The organism is Candidatus Pantoea bituminis (assembly GCF_018842675.1).
GTDB lineage: Bacteria > Pseudomonadota > Gammaproteobacteria > Enterobacterales > Enterobacteriaceae > Pantoea > Pantoea phytostimulans.
Genome location: NZ_JAGTWO010000005.1, coordinates 292,492 through 313,216 on the forward strand (window position 1 = coordinate 292,492; position 20,725 = coordinate 313,216).

Sequence of the window (20,725 nt, forward strand, 5' to 3'; positions counted from 1 at the left end):
ACTCTATGAAAAATAAGATTAAATATTATATGGCTTTTAAGCGAGGCGGAAATGAAATTAGGCGCGCCGTTCACTAATTGGGTCAATTAACAAAGCGCGGCAATATGGCAGAATGGTTAATAACCGCTATCATCAAGGACATAACTTTACAATAAATATACCCATCAGGCTTCAAGTTATACAGCGGTTAGCTGTGGCTCGAATAACCCAGGGTATACCTTGGCAGGATGCCAGGAGCAATGTCGGAAATGAGGCGGAAAATGAGTGAGCAGACTTGTACCATTATTTATAATGGCGAAGCGTTAAGCGGAGCCGCGAATCGACCTTTAATTGATTTTCTTGATGACCACGGGAAAAAATTACCTCACGTTTGTTATCACCCGGCTCTTCCCCCGCTGCAAACATGCGATGTCTGCTGGGTTGACGTGGATGGCGAACAGGTGCGCGGTTGTACGTTAACCACGCAAGACGGTATGCAAATCAGCAGTCAAACTGCCACCTCGCGTGCCGCGCAGGAAGAGGGGATGGATCGCATCCTTAATCGTCATGAGCTTTATTGTACCGTTTGTGAACACAACACCGGCGACTGCACCTTACACAATGCCGTCGCTGATATGCACATTCCGATTCAGTATTACCCTTATGAACGCAAACCCAGCGAGAAAGATCACTCCAATCCGTTTTATACCTACGACCCGGATCAATGCATTTTATGTGGGCGCTGCGTCGAAGCCTGCCAAAACGTAGAAGTGAATGAAACTTTATCCATCGATTACACTGCGGAGCATCCACGCGTGCTGTGGGATGGCGGAACGCAGATTGCGGGTTCCAGCTGTGTTAGCTGTGGACACTGCGTAACAGTTTGTCCCTGCAATGCTTTACTGGAAAAAACCATGCAGCCTGATGCCGGGCCTTTTACCGCTATGCCGCAAAAGGTAAAACGCCCGATGATTGATTTCGTTAAGGCGCTGGAAAAGAGCATCAGCATGGAACCGATCACGGCGATATCCGTGATTGATACCGCCTTGCGCAAAGCTGAAATCAAGAAAACCAAAACCGTTTGCACCTATTGCGGCGTTGGATGCAGCTTTGAAATGTGGACGCGCGATCGCCATATCCTAAAAATTCAGCCGGTAGCTGAAGCGCCTGCGAATGGCATTTCGACCTGCATCAAGGGCAAGTTTGGCTGGGATTTTGTTAACAGTCCGAAGCGTCTAACCACACCCCTGATACGTGAAGAAGGGCGTTTCCGTCCAGCCAGTTGGGATGAGGCGCTGGATCGCGTGGCGCAAGGATTGCGTGCCGTTGCCAACCAGCACGGCGGTGATGCCATTGGGTTTATCGGCTCAAGCAAGGCCAGCAACGAAGAAGCCTACCTGACACAAAAAATTGCCCGCCTGATCTTTGGCACCAACAACGTCGATAACTCTTCACGTTACTGCCAAAACCCTGCAACCCAAGGTCTGTTTCGGACGGTTGGATACGGAGGTGATGCGGGCAGTATCAAGGATTTACAGCTTACTGAATTAATTGTGATTGTTGGCAGTAATCTGGCTGAAAACCATCCTGTTATCGCTTCCCATATCAAACAGAGCCACAAGCACCAAGGTCAAAAGCTGCTGGTTGTTGATCCGCGCTGCCACGAAATGGCCGAGCGAGCCGATTGTTATCTGCGCGTGCGGCCTGGTACCGACATGGTATGGGCTTCAGCCATGGCGCGCTATATGTTTGACCACGGCTATGCCGATGACAAATTCCTGAGTGAACGGGTGATTCAGGTTGAGGAATATCGCGCCTCGCTTGCGCCTTTTACGCTTGAGTTTGCCAGCGATATTACCGGGCTAAGCGTTGAAGAATTGACCACCGCCGCAGAGATGATTGGTAACGCGGGTAGCGTCTGCCTGCTGTGGGCAATGGGAATTACCCAGCATAGCCATGGGGCAGATACCAGCACCGCGCTCTCTAACTTGCTGTTGGTGACAGGAAATTATGGTCGTCCCGGCACTGGCGGTTATCCAATGCGTGGCCACAACAATGTGCAGGGTGCCAGCGACTTTGGCTGCCTCAGCAATATCTATCCGGGCTATGACAAAGTCACGGATCATGCCGCGCGTGAAAAGTGGGCTAAAGCGTGGGGCGTTTCGCCTGAAGCGTTATCTGACAAGGTTGGTGCAGACAACTTCCAAATGGTGCAGGAAGCGTACGAGAAAAAGTGCGGGCGATGTACATCATTGGCGAAGAGACCGCGTTCTCTGACGCGGATTCAACTAAAGTTCACCAAGCCTTTACACAGCTCGACTTTATGGTGGTGCAGGACATTTTCATGAGCCGTACCGCCGAATTTGCTGACGTGGTATTGCCAGGTTGCCCAAGCGTTGAGAAGGAGGGCACCTTTGTGAATACCGAACGGCGTATTCAACATTTCTCTCCGGCAATGCCGCCGCTGGGCGATAGCCGCCCCGACTGGCAAATTCTCACTGATTTAGCCGCCAGGCTGGGACATCCGTGGCGCTATCCTAATCCTGGCGCGATCATGGCAGAAACAGCAAGTATTGCGGAGATTTTCGCCGGGGTTAGCTATGAACAGCTGGTGGGCTGGCAATCACAACAGTGGCCGGTGAAGGCCGATGGCAGCAGTACACCGCTGCTCTATACCGAATCCTTCCATTTCCCGGATGGCAAAGCGCGACTCTATCCACTGGAATGGCGTCCGCCGGAAGAGCGTGAAGATAGTGAGTACGATCTGCTACTGAACAATGGCCGCATGCTGGAGCATTTTCAGTCCACCAATCAGACTGGGCAAGGCGGCCGTATATCCTCGCTGTCACCGAACTGGTTTGTGGAAATTTCACCGCAACTTGCCGCTGAACGTCATTTGAAAGAGGGAGATTGGGTTGCGATTACTTCGCGGCGCGGCACGCTTGAAGTACCGGTGGTGATCACCGAGCGGGTTCAGGGCAATGTACTGTTTATCCCGATTCATCATGGTAAACCTGGCGTAAATGGTTTGACCGGCGATCATCACGATCCTGACGTGAACACGCCCGCCTATAAAGAAATCGCAGTAAAAATGCAGGCGCTGGATCATCCACCGCAACCGAACCCTCTGCCTCAGCATAATTTCCGTTATGGTCAGCGCACGCCGCTCGATCATTTGCCCGTAGAAGATAAATGGCAACAGGCGGGTTATCAACAGCCACCCGCGCACGTAAAACATCCGGAGAAATTTTAATGGCCGAACGCATGCAATACGATGTGCCGCCGACGCGCACCGAACCTACCGCAAAAGAATCGCTTGATACTTTGCTGGAAAGCTTGCACCAACACGGCTTTTTACGTCTCGCCAACGATGTCGTAAAGGCCAACAGCGACATTGGTAAAATTTTGGTTGATGGGCTGAATCGGCCCGGCTCGCAAAACGCCATTCAAAATCTCTCATTGCTAATGATGGCGCTAGGTACCATTCCGCCCGAACGCTTTAATCACATGATTCTGGCAGTTCGGGCCGCACTGATGGCGTTAAAACCCGCCAGCGAAGAGACGAAACAGCACTCAGCTGCACCGGGCTTGAAAGGTGTAATGTCTCTGTTGAATGACGAGGCGTTATGGCAAAGCCTGCGGCCTCTGTTTGCCGGAATGGAAGCGTTCTCTCAAGAGTTACAGCGCGCAGAGGAGCCACCGGTCACCCGTTATAGCGGGAAATCGACCCGTGAGTGACGCTGATTGGGTGCTGCTGCTGTCACGCGGGCAGTTCGCATTGACAATGGGTATGCATATCACGCTGGCGGCATTAACGCTGGGTCTTGCCCCTTTTCTGGTCTGGTTTGAGGCACGCTGGCTTTGGGGTAAACAGCCCGGCGCGCGCGAGGCGCTGCATTTTTGGTTAAAGATTTTCGCGCTGACGGTGGCGATAGGCGCGGTTTCTGGCGTGGTGATGGAATTTCAGTTTGGCACCAACTGGGCCCCCTTCTCTCAACGCGTAGGTGGAATCATCGGCCCGCTGATGTTTTATGAAGTGCTGGTGGCTTTCTTTTTGGAGTCAGGGCTGACTGGCGTGATGCTGTTTGGGATGGGGCGTATCCGCCCCGGTATTCATTTTATCGTTACCTGCATGGTGGCTCTTGGTGCCTTTATCAGTGCGTTTTGGATCCTGGCCGCTAATTCCTGGATGCAAACGCCGGTTGATTTTTCTCGCGATGATGCAGGTGTATTTCATGCTAACAGCGTTATGACTCTGCTTTCTGCGCCCTCATTTCCCTGGCGCTTTACGCATATGGTGTTGGCAACCTTGATTGCGGTGGCTTTTATGATGGCAGGTGCAGCGGCATGGCGAATTCTGCACCGTCCAAAGGAAGCGGCAGCACGTATCATGTTGACCAGCGCCCTGACTTTTTGTCTATTTGCCGTGCCGCTGCAGCTGGTTATTGGCGATCTTCATGGTGAAAATACGCTGCGCTATCAGCCCGCCAAATTGGCCGCGATAGAAGGGAGCTGGAGATCACCTGCGCCGGGAGATGGAGAACCGCTGCGGCTGTTTGCGATACCCGATCAACAAATGCAGCGTAATCGTGCTGAAATCGCCATTCCTAATGTGGGTTCGCTCTATTTGCGTCACAACTTAACCGGACATATTAAAAGCCTGAGTGAATTTCCCGCTGACTCGCTGCCGCCGGTGCTGCCGGTGTTTTTTGCTTTTCGCGTCATGGTGGGATTAGGGGCGTTAATGCTGATCACCACCTGTGTCACTAACCTTCAGCGCTGGCGTAATAAGTTGCTCACGTCACGCCGCTTGTTGTGGTGGCTGGTGTTGATGTCGCCCAGCGGATTTGTCGCGATGCTGTCGGGTTGGCTGGTGACGGAACTGGGGCGTCAACCCTGGACCGTTTACGGGTTGTTGCGCACTGCGCAAAGTGTTTCATCGCTGTCCCTGAGCTTGACGCTGGCTTCGGTTATTGGCGTGCTGTTGATTTACAGTTTCAGTTTCGCTCTTGGGCTACGTTATCTGTTGCGTTACGTTAATGCGCCGCTGCCAAAGGAAACTGAGGTTGTTGCGAATAGCTTAACGACCTCTTCGGAGAGCGGACAATGAACTTAGCCGATCTCTGCGCCCTGACACTGTTATTTTCACTGCTGATGTATGTCTGGCTGGATGGTGCGGATCTTGGCGTCGGGATGCTTTTTTCTGGTTTCACGATGAAGAGCAGAAACAGCGCATGGTGCACAGTATTTTGCCGGTATGGGATGCCAATGAAACCTGGCTGGTGCTGGTAGCGGGTGGCCTGCTGGCACTGTTTCCTGCCGCTTACAGCAGTTTGTTTAGCGCACTCTATCTACCGGTTTTCATTATGCTACTTTGCCTGTTTCTGCGTGCGCTAGCACTGGAGTATCGTGCTCAGGCCGCTGGCGAACTGCGTCACTGGCTGGATAAATTGCTGCCGCTAAGCTCCGCACTGGCCGCTTTTTGTCAGGGTTGGTGCGCGGGCAAAGTGATGGAAGGGCAGAGTTTATTCGGCTTCAGCCTGTATGCCCTGTTGTCGGGCTTTGGCTTGATGGCTATTTATCTGATGTTAGGCTGCTGCTGGATCCGCTGGCGCATTGGAGAATCGGTTGAAGAGCGAGCAAACACGCTGGCATGGTTTTTTTGGGTGGTTGCACTGGTGCTGTTTTTGGCGCTGATCTTATTAAACCCCGATCCGTGGCAACAAACGTGGCATGGCTGGGGAAAAGCGATCTGTTTATTCATTGCGGCATTGTGGCTCATGTTGCTGATTGCGCTCTACCGATTGGGTCCCAAGTGGCAAATCGCCATAACGCTGGCTTTAATCGCCGCCGTAATGGCAGGCATTGCCTGGGGGATTTATCCGTGGCTCATTCCGCAACAGATTGATCTGCATAACAGTGCTGCGGATCAGGTTACACAAATTTTTGTGCTGACGGGTGTGGCTATCGTGATGCCGATAACCTTGATTTATCACACGTGGGCGTTTTGGGTTTTTCACGGCAAGGTTAAGTAAAGCGCCGCCGTTTTTAGCCTTGTTGATAAAGCGAAATGATGTCGTCCTGCATCGGCGATATCGCGCTACTTCTCACCCGTAAACGGCGCATTCCACGCCACCATTTCAGCATCAATGATGGCGACTTTAGGAATGATTTCGCCACTTTTAGCCCACGCGGTGGGTTTCCATGTGCAACACTTCCTTTTCGTGGAATCGACATCGAAACATTCAGATGAGGAATAAGTAATGGCTAAATTCATGATGAATAAGAAAGAAGATCTGGTTGCTGATGCGCTGGATGGCATCATTTATGCCAACCCATGGCGCAATCTGGTGCGATTAGACGTCGATCCATGGATACGTATTGTGATGCGTAATGACTGGGATAAAAAAGGTGGCGCTGATCTCTGGCGGAGGATCAGGACATGAGCCTGCGCATGTTGGCTTCATCGGCAAAGGGATGTTAACCGCCGCAGTGTGTGGTGATCTGTTTGCTTCTCCCAGCGTCGAAGCGGTGTATAACGCCATCGTTAATCTCACCGGCGAGGCCGGATGTTTGTTGATTGTTAAAAATTATACTGGCGATCGCCTTAACTTCGGCCTGGCGGCAGAAAAAGCGCGTAAAGCAGGTTTTGATGTCAGCATGGTTATCGTTGGCGATGATATTGCGCTGCCTGAGAATCCACAGCCGCGTGGCGTGGCAGGAACCTTGCTGGTGCATAAAATTGCGGGTTTCGTCGCCGAGCGCGGAGATGATTTAGCCACCGTGACCAAAGCGGCGGAGGCGGCAAACCAAGCCATGTCAACGATGGGCGTTGCGATGTCGAGCTGCCATTTGCCAGGTGAAGATACCGACGAACGCGTGCCGGAAGGCAGCGTTGAAATGGGGTTGGGTATTCATGGTGAGCCGGGCGTTGAGGTGATTAAATCCCAGAGCAGCCAGCAGATTGCTAAACAGCTGTTGGAAAACGTGCTGCAGAATCGAGATGCCGACAAGCCGCGCGTCTTGTTGGTGAACAATCTTGGCGGAATGTCAGCGCTGGAAATGAATCTCGTCACGCGCGATTTGATCGAATCACCATTGAGCAACAGTGTGCAGTATCTGATTGGCCCTGCAGCAATGATGACGGCGCTGGATATGAAAGGCTATTCCGTCACCAGCCTTGAACTTTCGCCATTGTTTGAGGAGGCGATTTGCGCGCCCGTGGAAGCGGCTGGCTGGTGTAAAGCGGTCAAAGTTGAGGCTCTGAAACCGCATAAAGCTGAAAAGCAGGCGAGCGAAATTGCCTTCGAAGCGTCTGAAAACGCCCATGTCGCCCGCATTCTCAGCGCCGTTTGCGACACGCTGATCAAAAATGAAAATGATCTAAACAAACTGGATGCTCAGGTGGGCGATGGTGACACCGGTTCGACCTTCGCTGCCGGTGCACGACACATTCTTGATGAGTGCAAAGAGCAGCACTTGCCGCTGAATTCTTTGCCCGATCTGTTTGCGGTCATTGGCGAGCGACTGGCAAAAGTCATGGGCGGGTCCAGCGGTGTATTAATGGCCATTTTCTTCACCGCGGCGGGTCAGCAGCTGGCAGAAGGGAGCGCATTAGCGGAGGCTTTGCAGAAGGGGCTGGAAAAAATGAAGCATTATGGCGGTGCACAACTTGGCGACCGCACGTTAATAGATGCGCTACAACCGGCTATCGAAGCGATGATCGCAGGCAAGGATTTCAACGCCGTCGCGGATGCGGCACATAAAGGCGCGGAAAATACCGCCAACATGACCAAAGCAAAAGCGGGGCGTTCTTCTTACCTCAATAGCGATAATTTGAAAGACGTACAAGATCCTGGTGCGGTGGCAATTGCGCGCGTATTTGCGGCGCTGAAAACCGTAAATTAACCTGCTCGCCACTCTCCCTGTTGTCGATCAAAACAGGGAGAGTTTACGCATTAAGCCTTTGTTGTAAGAACGACAGCAGCACCCGATTGACTTCACTTCTTTGTCGGTGCTGCGGGTAGACCGCATTCAAACAGAGTGAGTCGGGATGACAGGCATCTAACACCGACACCAACTCGCCGCGTTGCAATGCCGGGCCTACAATAAATTCAGGCAAAAGCACCAAGCCTAAACCAGAGATCGCCGCGTCGCACAGCACTTCACCGTTATTGCTCATCATCGGGCCTTGTACCGCCAGCACTTTCTTTTTCCCGTCGACCTTTAGCTCCCAACCGTTTTGGCCTTCCCTACCGTAACGCAGGCAAGCGTGTTGCAGTAGATCCTCAGGAACCTTGGGTTCACCTGCACGCTTTAAGTAAGCGGGACTGCAACAGATTACCCGCTTCAGCTCGCCAAGTTGACGGGCGATCAACGTTGAGTCGCTCAAGGTGCCAATGCGAATCGCCATATCAAAGCCTTCACCAATCACATCAACATAGCGATCGGCCAGTTCAACCTGAAATTGCAACGCGGAATGTTCAGCCAAAAAATCCGCGATTAACGGTGAAAGATGGCTCATGCCAAACGACATCGGCATGCTGATTCGAAATGTGCCGTGCAACTCTTGCCGTCGCTCAGAAACGGCTTGTTCGGCTTCCTGTATGTCATCAAGGATGCGTTGCGCGTGCTGGGCAAAGACTTTACCCGCATCCGTTACCGATAATTTTCGCGTATTACGTATCAACAAACGCGCGCCCAGTGAAGCCTCAAGCGCTGCCATGCGCCGACTGACATATTGTTTCGATAGCATGAGCTGGTCGGCCGCTGCCGTGAAATTTCCGGCGTTCATCACCGCCACATATATCCGAAGATCTTCGATTTGCATATTGTCCACTTAAAGGTGACAGTGATTCATATCAGAGCTAATTGTTGAGCAAATTAGTTTACGTATACTGCTTCTCTATCGGAAGGGCAAATCCACTTCCCCAAAAAATTTAGGAGCAGACCATGATCGAGCAAAGATTATCAGAACAACGCGGCTTAGGTGATCACGGCTGGTTGAAATCACGTCATACCTTCTCATTTGCGGGCTACCGTGATCCCAAACAGATGGGTTTTTCTGACCTTCTGGTGATTAACGATGATCAGGTGGCACCCGCTCGCGGTTTTGGCGCGCACCCTCACAGCAACATGGAGATCATCTCTTATGTGCTGAAAGGCGAGTTAGCACATAAAGATTCCATGGGTACCGGTTCGGTAATCGTTCCCGGTGACGTGCAACTGATGAGCGCCGGTAGCGGAGTCACGCACAGTGAATTCAACCATTCCAGCACCAATGGCGTCCATTTTTTGCAAATCTGGATTGTGCCAGCTGAAAACGGCACGCAGCCAGGTTACCAGCAAGTTTCTGTGCCTGAGGAGGATAAACGAGGCAAGTTTAGCCTGATCGTCTCGCCAGAAGGGCAAGGCAACGCGTTAAGCGTGCGTCAGGATATGCGTATCTATGCCGGTTTGTTTAATGGTGATGAGCAGCAAACCATGACGTTAGATGAAGATCGTTACGCTTATATTCACGTGGCGCAGGGTTCTGTCACAGTGAACGGTATTCGCTTTAACGCAGGTGATGGCGCGCGGGTTCGTAATGAAACTTCGCTTAGTTTTACCGCCGGTGATAATGCTGAGGTGCTGCTGTTCGATTTGCGTCCCGTTGAAGTGAATCGTCCTGCACATTAATCGCTGACAAAAACAGCGATTTGAAAACGGTCAGAAATGGCCGTTTTTTTCGTTTTCACATTCCTGATTTGCTCGTTTCTCATCAGAAATCGGGCTTAACACACGATGAATGATTTGAACAACGCAAAAACCATTCGTTGGGTGCAGCCAGTACGATCGCGCGTTTCGGTAAGTAATAGGATTGTTGTTTTTAAGTAGAGAAGGTGCCGGAAGGGGAAACCGGCACCTTTGGCAGACTTACCAGTGATATTTGTTTGAATCTTCCCAATCTTTTACTTCTTTCTCTGCACGATCTTTTTCGTAACCGTAACGTTCCTGAATTTTGCCCACCAACTGATCACGCTTGCCTTCCACAACAGTCATGTCGTCATCAGTAAGATCGCCCCATTTTTCCTTAACTTTTCCTTTGAACTGTTTCCAGTTACCACCAATTCGATCTTCATTCATTTTCGCTTTCCTTAATAATGTTTCTTTTAATTTATTGCTTTGGCAGACAGCCGTTTCGGTGTCTGTAGCGCTAAGCCTGGCACAGCCAAATTTTTTTGCTGCTTCTGATTGTGAAGTACGCAGCATATTTGGAATTAATCCTTGTTGTGGAGCAAAGCCTCGATTTATCTTTAAAGAACACCCTCTTTCACGATTAAAGCATTTCACTCAGCGTCTTCAATTGGTCAGCAATACTACAGACTTGCTTTACGAATAGATTTTGCGCTAGTACCTTCTTAAATTGAAAAGTGCCGTTTGGCTTTTTTTGAATCATTACCTGAAAAAACTTATGTACATTATTTGATAGGTTCTGATGGCGATAAACATCTTAATTCATTAGAATCATGCAATTTTATGATTGCTTACCTCATCGTAAGCACTTGATTTTAAAGTGATATTATTTAAATTCATAATTGCACCCGCATTAGAGATAAGTAGTGTTTAAGTTTGGTGGCGGAGTTTGCGTTAATGATTTAATTCCAGAATGGATATAGTTTATATAAATTAACATTGCCTAAGGGGGAATTCCTAAATTCAAAAAAAGCGCGGTGGTTTAATAGTTGATGATAAAAAAACAGATATGATTAATGAAAATTCAGTGTGTAATGACTTTTCTTATTTGATCCATTTACTACTTCAGCAAACTACTTGAGACTTTTATGCTTAAACCATCATTTTATTATTTGTTAAAAAACGCGATTACTGGCAACTGGGTAATTCATCAAGCGGGTTGCGTTAATCTGCCGGCAGATGTAAACAGGATTTTTATCGGCTCTTTATATACCAAGGGTCAGGCAGTAACGGTTGCTAAAATTCATCATCCTGATGCCACGCAGTGCCCGCTTTGTTTGAATAACTTTAACCATGCAAGAAAAAAGCCGGCTTTTGGGCTGACCAATTGTCCTACACCGATAAGGCATTTACCCGGTCAGTATTAACTCAAATGAGCAAAAAGGGTGCTGTTCTGTACGATTTGGGTTCATCAGCACCCGCTTATTCAGCAACGATGTAGTAATTTCTACTTGTATGTTAGGTACTTTCGTCAGATGTTAAAAAACTTTAACGCAAGAAAACAGCCCTTGTTTAGGCGTTTCAGGACCGATTGTTTAGAATGAAATGGCAGCATGATGATAGGGATCAGACAGAATGTTCTGCGTGGAGTCGTCATGAGCAACATTTATTATCTTTATCCGAACAGAAAAGATATCGCCCGAAATGAATTAGATCCACTTGTAGAGCAGTTACAGCGGATAGCAGAGAAATACCATGATTACAGTTGCCTGCCAGACATCATTCGCAAATGCCTGGAAGATGCTTTGGGAGATCAGAAGCAGCGCAGCCAGTTATGATGAATCATCAGTGTCATTAACGCAGATGTTCATAAGAAAAACCTTCAGCAATGTGACTCAGAAAAACCTGCAGTGTGGGGGAAAGTGAGTCGCTGCAATGGGGTAATGCGTTAAAAGTGAAGCGCCTGAACGCGCAAAAGCATCATAATGCTGTTCCTGACAGGCCAAATCCCGCTCGCAGATTTGGTCTGTCAGAGCAGTTGCGCGCCCGTATAACTTTATTCGCGGATCATCTCTTACTCATCCTTTCTTCGACAGAGAAATTCACTACGAATTTCTTGCCGCTCTGTCTACAGCCAAACCTTCTCTTTTATGCCCGGTTATTACGCTCTATCAATCCTGCCTGGTGAGATAAAAGAGTCGCCGCACCTTACATCAGCACTTCCTCACCATAAGTAATAACTATTTGTCAGTGCCTGCCGATAACCCTTTGCGGATGGTCACCTGCACGCAGGAAGATCGTATAAAAAATTCAGGGGTAAACATGAACATCACACAGCGCCTCATACTGACATTCTCAGTGCTGTTTTTAGCCATTATTAGCCAGGCAGTACTTGCGATATATTTTCTGTCTGGCTTTCAAGATCGCTTCGAGTATGTCCAGATCAATACCATCTCCTCCATCAAGGATTTAGGTCAGCTGACTGAACAAAGTAATCAGCTCGCGCTTACGCTTTATCAACATCAGAGTCAGGCTGATAACAGCAAACTGCCCGCGATTGAAGATGAAATTCAGCAGCGTGTTGCCGGTCTGAAGACGCTGACGGATTACTATTTGAAGCACGACATTTCAAACGATGAAGATGAAAGGCTGACCCACATGGCTTTTGATAACCTTCAGGTGATTGAGCAGCGACTGCCCGACTTTATTGCAGCCTCTCGCGCGCATCAGGATGAGCTCAGCCGCTCCATTCTTGAGAGGAAAGAGGGTGTTGGTGATGCTATTCGCACACTGGTAGCGGGCTATCAGAAGCAGTTAGCGCTGAATATCGCGATTGGGGAGGACCTTCGTGCAACGAACCATAGCATTTACAACACCCTTTTCTGGGGCACCATTGCCGGCGTTTGCGCCACGATTCTGGTGTTTGGTCTCTTTGCCGCATCCACGATTATCCGCATACGCAACAATCTCTCTGCTATCGGCAGCATCATGACGCATTCGAGTGATAACCTTGATCTTACGGTCAGTGCTGATGAAAGTCGTCGGGACGAAATCGGCAATATGGCACGCTCATTTAATGCCCTGATGAAGCGTGTCGCGGACGCGCTGGCGTCAGTTAATGCGGCGTCTCATTCAGTGGGTAGCGCCTCAGCACAGATTGCCGCAGGCAATGAAGATCTCTCCTCACGAACCGAGCAGCAAGCCGCCTCGCTGGAGCAAACAGCAGCCAGTATGACAGAGCTGAGTGAAACGGTGCGTCAGACGGCAGATAACACTCGCCAGGCCAGTTTGCTGGCAGTTAATGCTAATCAGTTGTCAGAAAAAGTTCAGCGTCACTGGATGCAATGCTGGTGACGATGAAAGATATACAAGGAAGCTCGCGTCGCGTTTCAGAGATTGTTGCGTTGATTGAAGGCATTGCATTTCAAACGAATATCCTGGCGCTGAATGCGGCAGTTGAAGCCGCTCGCGCGGGTGAACACGGCAAAGGTTTTGCGGTAGTCGCCGGCGAGGTCAGAAACCTTTCGCAGCGCTCGACCACGGCGGCAAGAGAAATTAAGCAGCTGATTAACGAATCATTCAAGCTAACTGAAACCGGTGCGGATCAGGCAAGCAACGTGGGCGAAAACATGTCGGTAATGAAAGACGCCATTCGCCAGGTTAGCGCGTTAGTTAATGAAATTGCGGCGGCAGCTCAAGAACAGAGCCAGGGAATCGAGCAAGTTCATAAAGCGGTAAACCAAATGGACGATGTGACTCAGCAAAACGCCGCGTTGGTGGAAGAAGCCTCTGCTGCGTCACAGTCACTTCAGGAACAGGCGGCCGCGCTAACCAGAATGGTTGGCGAGTTCCGCATTGATAACAGAGAAAGCAAACACGCCCTTGTGGGCAAATCGTCACTTGCTGAATCAGGCACAATACAGAAGGAGAAAAATTTGCTGCCTAAACCGAGTCAAAGCGCGGCTGAGGAAAACTGGCAAAGCTTTTAATCGGGTAGACATTGCGTAAGTAACAGGGCAGGGCGATTCAGGGAACCCTCTTCATCGCCCTGCTGAGTGCATGACGTTAAAACTGTCTGACTAAAAGACCGAGCAGAAAAACAGGCAGCGGATGAAACCGGCAGGAATAAATAAAAGGCAGGAAAATAATATTTCAAGCGTGACGGTTCATTAGCGAGGCGGGATATTTTAATCGCGGTAACGTTGTACTCATGAGAAAATTTCTTCTCGCTATCTCATTCAGCAAGCCCTGTGAAAATAATTAAAATAAGGCATTGCTAAATCTTCTGAACAATGGCTTAATAGCTCCATCGGTTTGTAATACAGACCTTATGAAAGCAGTTTTAGTAAAGCAGTCCTCAGTTAAAGTGATATCCAGCGATACCCTTCTTCGAGAGCCTCCTCCTAAGTGCCAAGTAAGTAATTCTCTGCACAACAGACCATCTTCGCCGCATTAGTGGCTCAAAAATTAAGGAAGTATCTATGTCTGGTAAAATGACTGGTTTAGTAAAATGGTTTGACGCAGGTAAAGGTTTTGGCTTTATCACTCCTCAGGATGGCAGCAAGGATGTATTCGTACACTTCTCAGCCATTCAGAGCAACGATTTCAAAACCTTAGATGAAGGCCAACGCGTTGAATTCACCATCGAAAGTGGTGCTAAAGGCCCATCAGCGGCAAACGTTGTAGCAATCTAATTTGCATCTTCAGGTACGTTTACAACAGCGATGAAGGCAACAGCCTGAGCAGATAAAATACCTGATGATTAAAAAACCCGCCTCGAGCGGGTTTTTTTATGCCTGTATTTCCCCGCTATTTTTGCCCGCCCACAACATATTGAACTTGGCCTGAAAGTAGGCGCGAGCTAAGTAGAGCCTCTCTTTATTTTAAAAAATAGAAATCATTATATTTAAATTTGTATAATTAGTGGTCAAATAAAAATTTAATATGTACGCAATATGAAAAATGCGGATTCATATCGATTGCGGTAAATATATTCTGATAATCAAACCGGCGTTATTGATCGCTCATCTTAGTTCTTTACCCATATTTACCAGAACTGACAATGAATATCGCTTACAGCGCTTCGGTTTCACAGAAGCCGTATTGCGATGTGGCACAACACACCTGGTAAAAAGGTAGCAGGCTAATAATAACGATAGCAATAACGGTTAAATCTGACGTCGTGTTTGATGAGAGAATCCTTTTGCCCCTTCAAGAGCTAAGCCATTGCGAGTGCCGGAGATAAGCGCCGGGTGGGGTACGCGTTTTATAAAGGTCGCCTATCGGCGGCCTTTTTCGTTAAAGCGAATCCCAGAAGATTGTCGCTTAACGCGGCAATTCGCCTGACTCTTTGATGCTACAAACCCGCATTTAGCGCGCTTATCCCTACAGCGCACTCTTCTTATCAGCTAAATCTTCTCTTAATGAGGATGCAATGAATAATCTGCAAGCCGCATGGCCTGCTTTCCAGCGTGCGGAAATCGCTGAAGCCTGGGCAGGAACCCTTGATGTAACGCCAGATTCCAACCCGGTTATCGGACCCGTTGCCCGGCTTTCGGGCTTAACGCTGGCAACAGGATTTTCAGGTCATGGATTTGGCACTTCGCCTGCAGCGGGGCAGTTGGCGGCAGATCTTGTGATGAACCATACGCCGATTATTGATCCGCATCCTTACCGTTTTGATCGCTTTTAACTAAGAAGGGTTGATGCTCTACGTAATAAAGCCGATGTTGATGGTGTGTCGAGAGAGGGGCTAATCTCGCATTAAAAAAGCCGGGATTATCCCGGCTTGCTTAGTGATTAACGCATTATTTTGACGGTGCCGGAACCGGCTTCGATTTACTGTTCCGCAAACGTAACTTATCAATCAGCTTATGTGCTTCTGCTTTAGTGGCCACAGCAGGCGAAGAGCCTTTCAGTGGCTGACGTGCAGTTTCGCGTACTGTCAGGATAGTCACCAAGCCGATGACGCCTGCACCCATCATATAGTAAGCAGGCATCATCACGTTGTGGGTGGTGTCCACCAACCAGGCGGTAATCAGCGGTGTGGTACCACCAAACAGTGAAACGGAAAGGTTAAAGCCGATTGCCAGCGCACTGTAACGAATATCGGTGGTAAACAGCGCAGGCAGCGTTGAAGGCATGGTGCCGCTAAAGCAGGTGTGCAATACCCCCAGAATCAGCAAGCCAGCAAAAACCGCCCACATGTTGCCGGTGCCGAGCAGCATAAAGCTGGGAATCGACAGCAGGATCAAGCCTACGGCACCAAAGCCAATCACCGGGCGACGGCCAATTTTGTCGGTCCAGCGACCCCATAACAAGGTCAGCGGCATCATCACAAACATCGCTACCATTACCAGCAGCAAACCGCTCATCTCGTTCATACCCAGCACACCCGTCAGGTAGCTCGGCATGTAGGAAGTCAACATGTAGTTGGACACGTTAAACAGCAGTACCAGACCAATACATTTCATCATCGGCGCGCGGTATTTGCTCAGCATCTGCATCAAAGTAAGACGCGGCTTGCTCTGCTCCAGCGCTTCCTGTTTTTCCATGTGCTGCTGGAATGCGGGTGTTTCTTCTAGTTTCAGGCGTACATACAGGCCGAACAAGCCCAACGGTGCGGCGATAAAGAACGGGACACGCCAGCCCCACGACATCATGGCGTCATTAGAAAGCAGCAACGTCATGGCCGTCACCAGACTCGCGCCGAGCAAGTAACCGGCGATAGTACCGAACTCAAGAAAACTGCCCATAAAGCCACGGCGGTTATCAGTGGAGTATTCCGCTATGAAGGTCGCTGCTCCGCCATATTCACCCCCGGTAGAAAAGCCCTGAATGAGTCGGGCCACCAGCAGCAGAATCGGCGCCATGATACCGATGGAGGAGTACGCGGGAATGAGCCCGATACAGAATGTCCCGATCGACATCATGATCATCGTCATCGCCAGCACTTTCTGCCGTCCAATACGGTCGCCAAGCGGCCCAAAGACCAGGCCACCAATGGGGCGTACCAGGAAGGCGGCGGCAAATGTACCGAAGGTCGCGATCAGCTGCACCGCGTTGTTGGCATCTGGGAAAAAGACTTTCCCAATAATCACCGCCAGATAGCTATAAACACCGAAATCGAACCACTCCATGGCATTACCCAAGGCAGCCGCACCGACAGCACGTTTCAGCATACCGTTATCAATGACGGTGATGTCATCAACGGTCAGTTCTTTCTGCTTCTTATTCCAGAAGTGTTTTTTCGGATGTTCAGATGATTGGTTTTTGGTGGTCATATTCTCCTCATACAGCTTAATTGAGGGAGTCTTATAGCTTTCGCAGCCGCAAATATGATCGAGAAGAACGAAGGAAATGAAAGCTATAAGAAGCCCAAATTGTGGGTAAGTGAAGCGGTAAGCACCTCAGCCGCCCAACCTTAGACTATTATTGTCAGTTTTTGCAAGTTTATAGCCGGAATAACCGCAATTGTTGACAAATCCAGCAGGGCACGCCGTATTAATAGCAGATCACACCTTCAAACATTTTGTTACGCATTAATAATGCCTTATTCAATCCCCTCTGTATTTTTTCAATAACGCTATACGCTGTTTAATCCCACAATTAATCCTTAACCAGGGTGATTAATATAATTAAAAGTCTATAAAAATCAGTAAGATAATAATTATTGTTATTTCCGGGAATGGCATATCGATAGCAGGATAACTTAGTAGTGAACCAGACAAGCCAATGGCAATGTTGTGTCATTACGGTCAGGCAGGATGTTAATCATGCAGTCGCTAAATAAAGTGCAGCTTCCGATTATTGATTTCGCGAAATTACAAGGCGATGAAGAACAGCGCCAATTATTAATAAATGAATTAGGTCACGCCGCTCGCGAAGTGGGTTTTTTCTATCTTATTAACCATGGTATTAATCAGGTTTTATTAGATGACGTGCAGCGCGTGGCAAAGGCTTTTTTTGCTTTGCCCTTAGATGAAAAACGCAAAGTTAAAATGGCTAACTCTCCACATTTTCGTGGTTATAACCTCGCGGGTGCAGAAATAACCCGCAATCAACCCGACCATCGAGAGCAATTTGATATTGGTGCTGAACGAGAGGCGCTGCCTCCCTCAGAGGACGCACCCGCCTGGCAACGCTTGCAAGGCCCCAATCAGTGGCCCGACGCGCTGCCAGCGTTGAAAACGTTGTTAACGCGCTGGCAACAGGAAATGACTCACGTTGCTCTTGAGCTTCTCCGCGCCTTTGCCGAAGCGCTGCAATTACCCCGTAATGCTTTCGATAACCTTTACGGGCGTTATCCCAACGAGCACATCAAACTCATTCGCTATCCTGGCCGTGCAGATGATCAATCACGTCAGGGGTTGGCGCACACAAGGACTCCGGCTTTTTGACTTTGTTGCTTCAGGACGATCAGCCCGGTTTAGAGGTTGAAGTTAATCCCGGAGAATGGATTGCCGTCCTCGCCGTTGCCTGGATCTTTTGTGGTGAATATTGGTGAATTACTGGAGCTTGCTACCAACGGTTATCTGCGTGCCACCGTGCACCGCGTGGTATCGCCACAAGCGCAGCGCGAACGCCTTTCCATTGCCTTCTTTCTGGGTGCACAGCTTGATGCGGTGGTGCCGCTTTACCCGCTTCCAGAATCGCTTTCGCAATTAGCGCAGGGGCCGAGCAGCGATCCTCAAAATCCTTTACTGCGTGATGTGGGCTGGAATTACCTCAAAGGACGCCTGCGCTCGCACCCCGAAGTTGCACAACGTTTTTATCCTGAATACGCCCAACAATAATGACACTGAGAAAAATCATGAAGAAAACGCTATTAGGCCTGGCTGGACTGTCGTTGCTGATTGCACAAAACCTCTACGCTGCACCGTTGCGCGTGGCCGCTGATGCGGTACCGCATGCCGAAATACTGGAGTACGTTAAAACGCTCGATCCCAAACTTGATTTAAAAATCGTCGAGTTAAGCGGTGGGATCAATGCCAACGAACTGCTGGCATCGGGTGATGTGGACGCAAACTATTTCCAGCATCTGCCGTATTTAAAAGATCAGGAAAAAGCGTTGGGTAAAACGTTCGACGTGGTGGCCAGTGTGCATATCGAGCCGCTCGGCATCTATTCCCGCAAAGTCAAAAGCCTGGATGCGCTGCCAGAAGGGGCGACGATTGCCGTGCCAAACAACACCACTAACCTGAGCCGCGCATTGTGGTTATTGCAGGATAAAGGCGTGCTGCGTCTTAACGCTAGCAGTGAAGCCGGTACCACCTTGGTAACACCGAAAGATATCTCAGAAAACCCCAAGAAAATTAAAATCGTAGAGATTGAATCGCCGCAGCTGCCGCGTTCACTTGATGATGTCGATGCGGCCATTATCAACGGCAACTACGCCTTAGAAGCGGGATTGTCACCGGCGAAAGATGCGCTGGGACTGGAATCAGCGAAGCACAATCCTTACGCCAATCTGTTGGTCACTACGCCGCAGCTGGCAAAAGATCCGCGCGTGATTGAGTTGGCAAAAGATCTGACCTCGCCGCAGGTGGCAGACTTTATCCGCAAAAACTACAACGGGTCGGTGATTCCGGTTGCGGATGCCGCGCATGATTAAAATCGAACAGGTCAGCAAATACTATACCGGCGCCGCTGCGCCGGCTTTAGCAGACATCTCGCTGGACATTCAGGACGGTTCAATTTTTGGCATTATCGGACGAAGCGGGGCGGGTAAAAGTACCTTGTTACGTTGTTTGAATCTGCTGGAGCGTCCGTCAACCGGTTCGATAGCGATTGATGGCCAGGAGATATCAACGCTGTCGCTTACTCAGCTCAGACGGCAGCGCCAGCAAATGGGCATGATTTTCCAACACTTCAATTTGCTGCACTCGCGTAATGTTCACGACAACATCGATTTGCCGCTGGAGATTGCCGGACTTCCGGTAAAACAACGGCGCGCGCGCGTGGCTGCATTGTTAGAACTGGTGGGGCTGGAAAGTTTTGCTAACGCCTGGCCTTCGCAGTTGTCGGGCGGCCAGAAACAGCGTGTCGGCATCGCGCGTGCGCTGGCCGTTCAACCGCGCTATTTGCTGTGTGACGAAGCCACCAGCGCGCTGGATCCAGAAACGACCGTGACGATTCTGGATTTGCTGGCCTCTATTCAACATCAGCTCAACATCACGATTGTGCTGATCACCCATGAAATGTCGGTAGTAAAGCGGATATGTGATAGCGCAGCCTTGCTCGAAAAAGGAAGGCTGATAGAAAGCGGCACGCTGGCGCAAATCATGCAGCGTGAAGAGAGCCGTTTACGAGATTTATTACTGAAGGAAGGTGAAGCCGATCGCGCCTTCCTCGCCAAATATCTGCCTGCGGAGTTAACCCGATGCGTAGCGTAAACTGGGATCGCTTTCAGGATTTACTGCTGACAGCCAGCTATGAAACGCTCTACATGGTTTTTTTGCCGCGCTATTTACCGTTGCCATTGGCTTGCCGGTGGGCGTACTGCTTTTCCTAACGCGACAAAATGGGATATTGCCGCATCGCGCCGTTGCCCTGACGCTGAACACGCTGGTTAACATCGGACGCGCCTTGCCATTTGTGGTGTTGTTGATTGCGCTGATCCCGGTTACCCGATTGCTGGTAGGCACCACTTTAGGCAGCACCGCCGCCATCGTGCCGATCACTTTGGGTGCGTTTCCCTTTTTGCGCGCATTGTTGAAAATGCCTTGGATGAGGTTGATCGCGGGCGCATAGAAGCGGTGATCTCAATGGGCGGCAATCTCTGGCACATCGTGAGCCGCGTCTTGTTACCTGAAGCGCTGCCTGCCTTGGTGGCGGGAATGACGCTGACCATCGTAATGCTGATTGGCTTCTCAGCCATGGCGGGTGTGGTAGGCGGCGGGGATTAGGCGACTTAGCCATTCGCTACGGCTATCAACGCTTCGATAACCGGATCATGGCGGCGACCCTCATCGTGCTGCTGATTATGGTGCAGATCATTCAAAAACTTGGCGATCGACTGGTACGTTCATTAGCCTATCGCCGTTAAATCAGGCATTAAAAAACCCCACCG

At 49.7% G+C, this 20,725-nt stretch carries 12 protein-coding genes and 6 pseudogenes; 15 read left to right on the plus strand and 3 right to left on the minus strand.

The genetic code is table 11. From position 1 onward, the window contains the following. Positions 1-260 precede the first annotated feature (260 nt). From fdhF to KQP84_RS23915, 5 genes and pseudogenes are all read left to right on the plus strand, one after another. Positions 261-3,232 (plus strand): annotated as a pseudogene (gene fdhF, locus KQP84_RS23895) (formate dehydrogenase subunit alpha). Then, the gene (locus tag KQP84_RS23900) at positions 3,232-3,717 is read left to right on the plus strand and encodes a DUF1641 domain-containing protein (RefSeq protein WP_215848574.1); all 486 of its coding nucleotides are present in this window, start codon (positions 3,232-3,234) and stop codon (positions 3,715-3,717) included. Before fdhF ends, KQP84_RS23900 begins: the two are co-directional and overlap by 1 nt. Further along, positions 3,710-5,089, plus strand: a complete 1,380-nt coding sequence (locus KQP84_RS23905; RefSeq protein WP_215848575.1) for a cytochrome ubiquinol oxidase subunit I — start codon at positions 3,710-3,712, stop codon at positions 5,087-5,089. Before KQP84_RS23900 ends, KQP84_RS23905 begins: the two co-directional genes overlap by 8 nt. Before the next feature lie 124 nt (positions 5,090-5,213). After that, a complete protein-coding gene (locus KQP84_RS23910) occupies positions 5,214-6,014 on the plus strand; it encodes a cytochrome d ubiquinol oxidase subunit II (RefSeq protein WP_215848576.1) in 801 nt (266 codons plus the stop codon). Between the two features lie 228 nt (positions 6,015-6,242). Then, positions 6,243-7,887: pseudogene (locus KQP84_RS23915) on the plus strand (glycerone kinase). Positions 7,888-7,930: 43 nt separating this feature from the next. On the opposite strand, the gene KQP84_RS23920 reads toward KQP84_RS23915, so the two are convergent. After that, complete coding sequence (locus KQP84_RS23920; protein WP_215848577.1) at positions 7,931-8,809, minus strand: LysR family transcriptional regulator; 879 nt, start codon at positions 8,807-8,809, stop codon at positions 7,931-7,933. Between the two features lie 122 nt (positions 8,810-8,931). Between KQP84_RS23920 and KQP84_RS23925 the strand changes: the two genes are divergently transcribed. Then, positions 8,932-9,657: a pirin family protein gene (locus KQP84_RS23925; RefSeq protein ID WP_215848578.1), complete on the plus strand. Its 726-nt coding sequence runs from the start codon at positions 8,932-8,934 to the stop codon at positions 9,655-9,657. A 237-nt stretch (positions 9,658-9,894) separates the two neighbouring features. Here the strand turns inward: KQP84_RS23925 and KQP84_RS23930 are convergent, their stop codons facing one another. Next, positions 9,895-10,104: a CsbD family protein gene (locus KQP84_RS23930; RefSeq protein WP_215848712.1), complete on the minus strand. Its 210-nt coding sequence runs from the start codon at positions 10,102-10,104 to the stop codon at positions 9,895-9,897. A gap of 698 nt (positions 10,105-10,802) precedes the next feature. Between KQP84_RS23930 and KQP84_RS23935 the strand changes: the two genes are divergently transcribed. From KQP84_RS23935 to KQP84_RS23955, 5 genes and pseudogenes are all read left to right on the plus strand, one after another. Further along, complete coding sequence (locus KQP84_RS23935; RefSeq protein WP_215848579.1) at positions 10,803-11,081, plus strand: hypothetical protein; 279 nt, start codon at positions 10,803-10,805, stop codon at positions 11,079-11,081. A gap of 228 nt (positions 11,082-11,309) precedes the next feature. Further along, the gene (locus KQP84_RS23940; RefSeq protein WP_215848580.1) at positions 11,310-11,492 is read left to right on the plus strand and encodes a hypothetical protein; all 183 of its coding nucleotides are present in this window, start codon (positions 11,310-11,312) and stop codon (positions 11,490-11,492) included. 484 nt (positions 11,493-11,976) lie between these two features. Next, positions 11,977-13,643, plus strand: a pseudogene (locus tag KQP84_RS23945) (methyl-accepting chemotaxis protein). Between the two features lie 492 nt (positions 13,644-14,135). Further along, entirely contained in the window at positions 14,136-14,348 is a 213-nt protein-coding gene (cspE, locus tag KQP84_RS23950) for a transcription antiterminator/RNA stability regulator CspE (RefSeq protein WP_215848581.1), read from the plus strand. Positions 14,349-15,073: 725 nt separating this feature from the next. Next, positions 15,074-15,346, plus strand: a pseudogene (locus KQP84_RS23955) (NAD(P)/FAD-dependent oxidoreductase); the annotation flags it as partial. Positions 15,347-15,461: 115 nt separating this feature from the next. On the opposite strand, the gene proP reads toward KQP84_RS23955, so the two are convergent. Beyond that, entirely contained in the window at positions 15,462-16,937 is a 1,476-nt protein-coding gene (gene proP, locus KQP84_RS23960) for a glycine betaine/L-proline transporter ProP (RefSeq protein WP_215848583.1), read from the minus strand. A gap of 492 nt (positions 16,938-17,429) precedes the next feature. On the opposite strand from proP, the pseudogene KQP84_RS23965 reads away from it, so the two are divergent. The 4 genes and pseudogenes from KQP84_RS23965 (at position 17,430) to KQP84_RS23980 (ending at position 20,701) form a co-directional block, all read left to right on the plus strand. Further along, positions 17,430-18,449, plus strand: a pseudogene (locus KQP84_RS23965) (isopenicillin N synthase family dioxygenase). Positions 18,450-18,466: 17 nt separating this feature from the next. Next, positions 18,467-19,267 carry a MetQ/NlpA family ABC transporter substrate-binding protein gene (locus tag KQP84_RS23970; RefSeq protein WP_215848584.1) on the plus strand — a complete coding sequence of 267 codons (801 nt, stop codon included), beginning with the start codon at positions 18,467-18,469 and terminating at the stop codon, positions 19,265-19,267. Beyond that, on the plus strand, positions 19,260-20,048 hold the full coding sequence (locus tag KQP84_RS23975) for a methionine ABC transporter ATP-binding protein (RefSeq protein ID WP_215848585.1): 789 nt from the start codon (positions 19,260-19,262) through the stop codon (positions 20,046-20,048). The genes KQP84_RS23970 and KQP84_RS23975 overlap by 8 nt, the downstream gene beginning before the upstream one ends. Then, positions 20,036-20,701: pseudogene (locus KQP84_RS23980) on the plus strand (methionine ABC transporter permease). Before KQP84_RS23975 ends, KQP84_RS23980 begins: the two are co-directional and overlap by 13 nt. Positions 20,702-20,725: the final 24 nt, after the last annotated feature.

What these genes read in the sequence shown, in the direction of transcription:
- KQP84_RS23975 (WP_215848585.1), top strand. Translation starts at nt 19,260, where the DNA reads ATGATTAAAATCGAACAGGTCAGCAAATACTATACCGGCGCCGCTGCG.
- KQP84_RS23935 (WP_215848579.1), top strand. Translation starts at nt 10,803, where the DNA reads ATGCTTAAACCATCATTTTATTATTTGTTAAAAAACGCGATTACTGGC.
- KQP84_RS23900 (WP_215848574.1), top strand. Translation starts at nt 3,232, where the DNA reads ATGGCCGAACGCATGCAATACGATGTGCCGCCGACGCGCACCGAACCT.
- proP (WP_215848583.1), bottom strand. Translation starts at nt 16,937, where the DNA reads ATGACCACCAAAAACCAATCATCTGAACATCCGAAAAAACACTTCTGG.
- cspE (WP_215848581.1), top strand. Translation starts at nt 14,136, where the DNA reads ATGTCTGGTAAAATGACTGGTTTAGTAAAATGGTTTGACGCAGGTAAA.
- KQP84_RS23925 (WP_215848578.1), top strand. Translation starts at nt 8,932, where the DNA reads ATGATCGAGCAAAGATTATCAGAACAACGCGGCTTAGGTGATCACGGC.
- KQP84_RS23940 (WP_215848580.1), top strand. Translation starts at nt 11,310, where the DNA reads ATGAGCAACATTTATTATCTTTATCCGAACAGAAAAGATATCGCCCGA.
- KQP84_RS23970 (WP_215848584.1), top strand. Translation starts at nt 18,467, where the DNA reads ATGAAGAAAACGCTATTAGGCCTGGCTGGACTGTCGTTGCTGATTGCA.
- KQP84_RS23910 (WP_215848576.1), top strand. Translation starts at nt 5,214, where the DNA reads ATGGTGCACAGTATTTTGCCGGTATGGGATGCCAATGAAACCTGGCTG.
- KQP84_RS23930 (WP_215848712.1), bottom strand. Translation starts at nt 10,104, where the DNA reads ATGAATGAAGATCGAATTGGTGGTAACTGGAAACAGTTCAAAGGAAAA.
- KQP84_RS23920 (WP_215848577.1), bottom strand. Translation starts at nt 8,809, where the DNA reads ATGCAAATCGAAGATCTTCGGATATATGTGGCGGTGATGAACGCCGGA.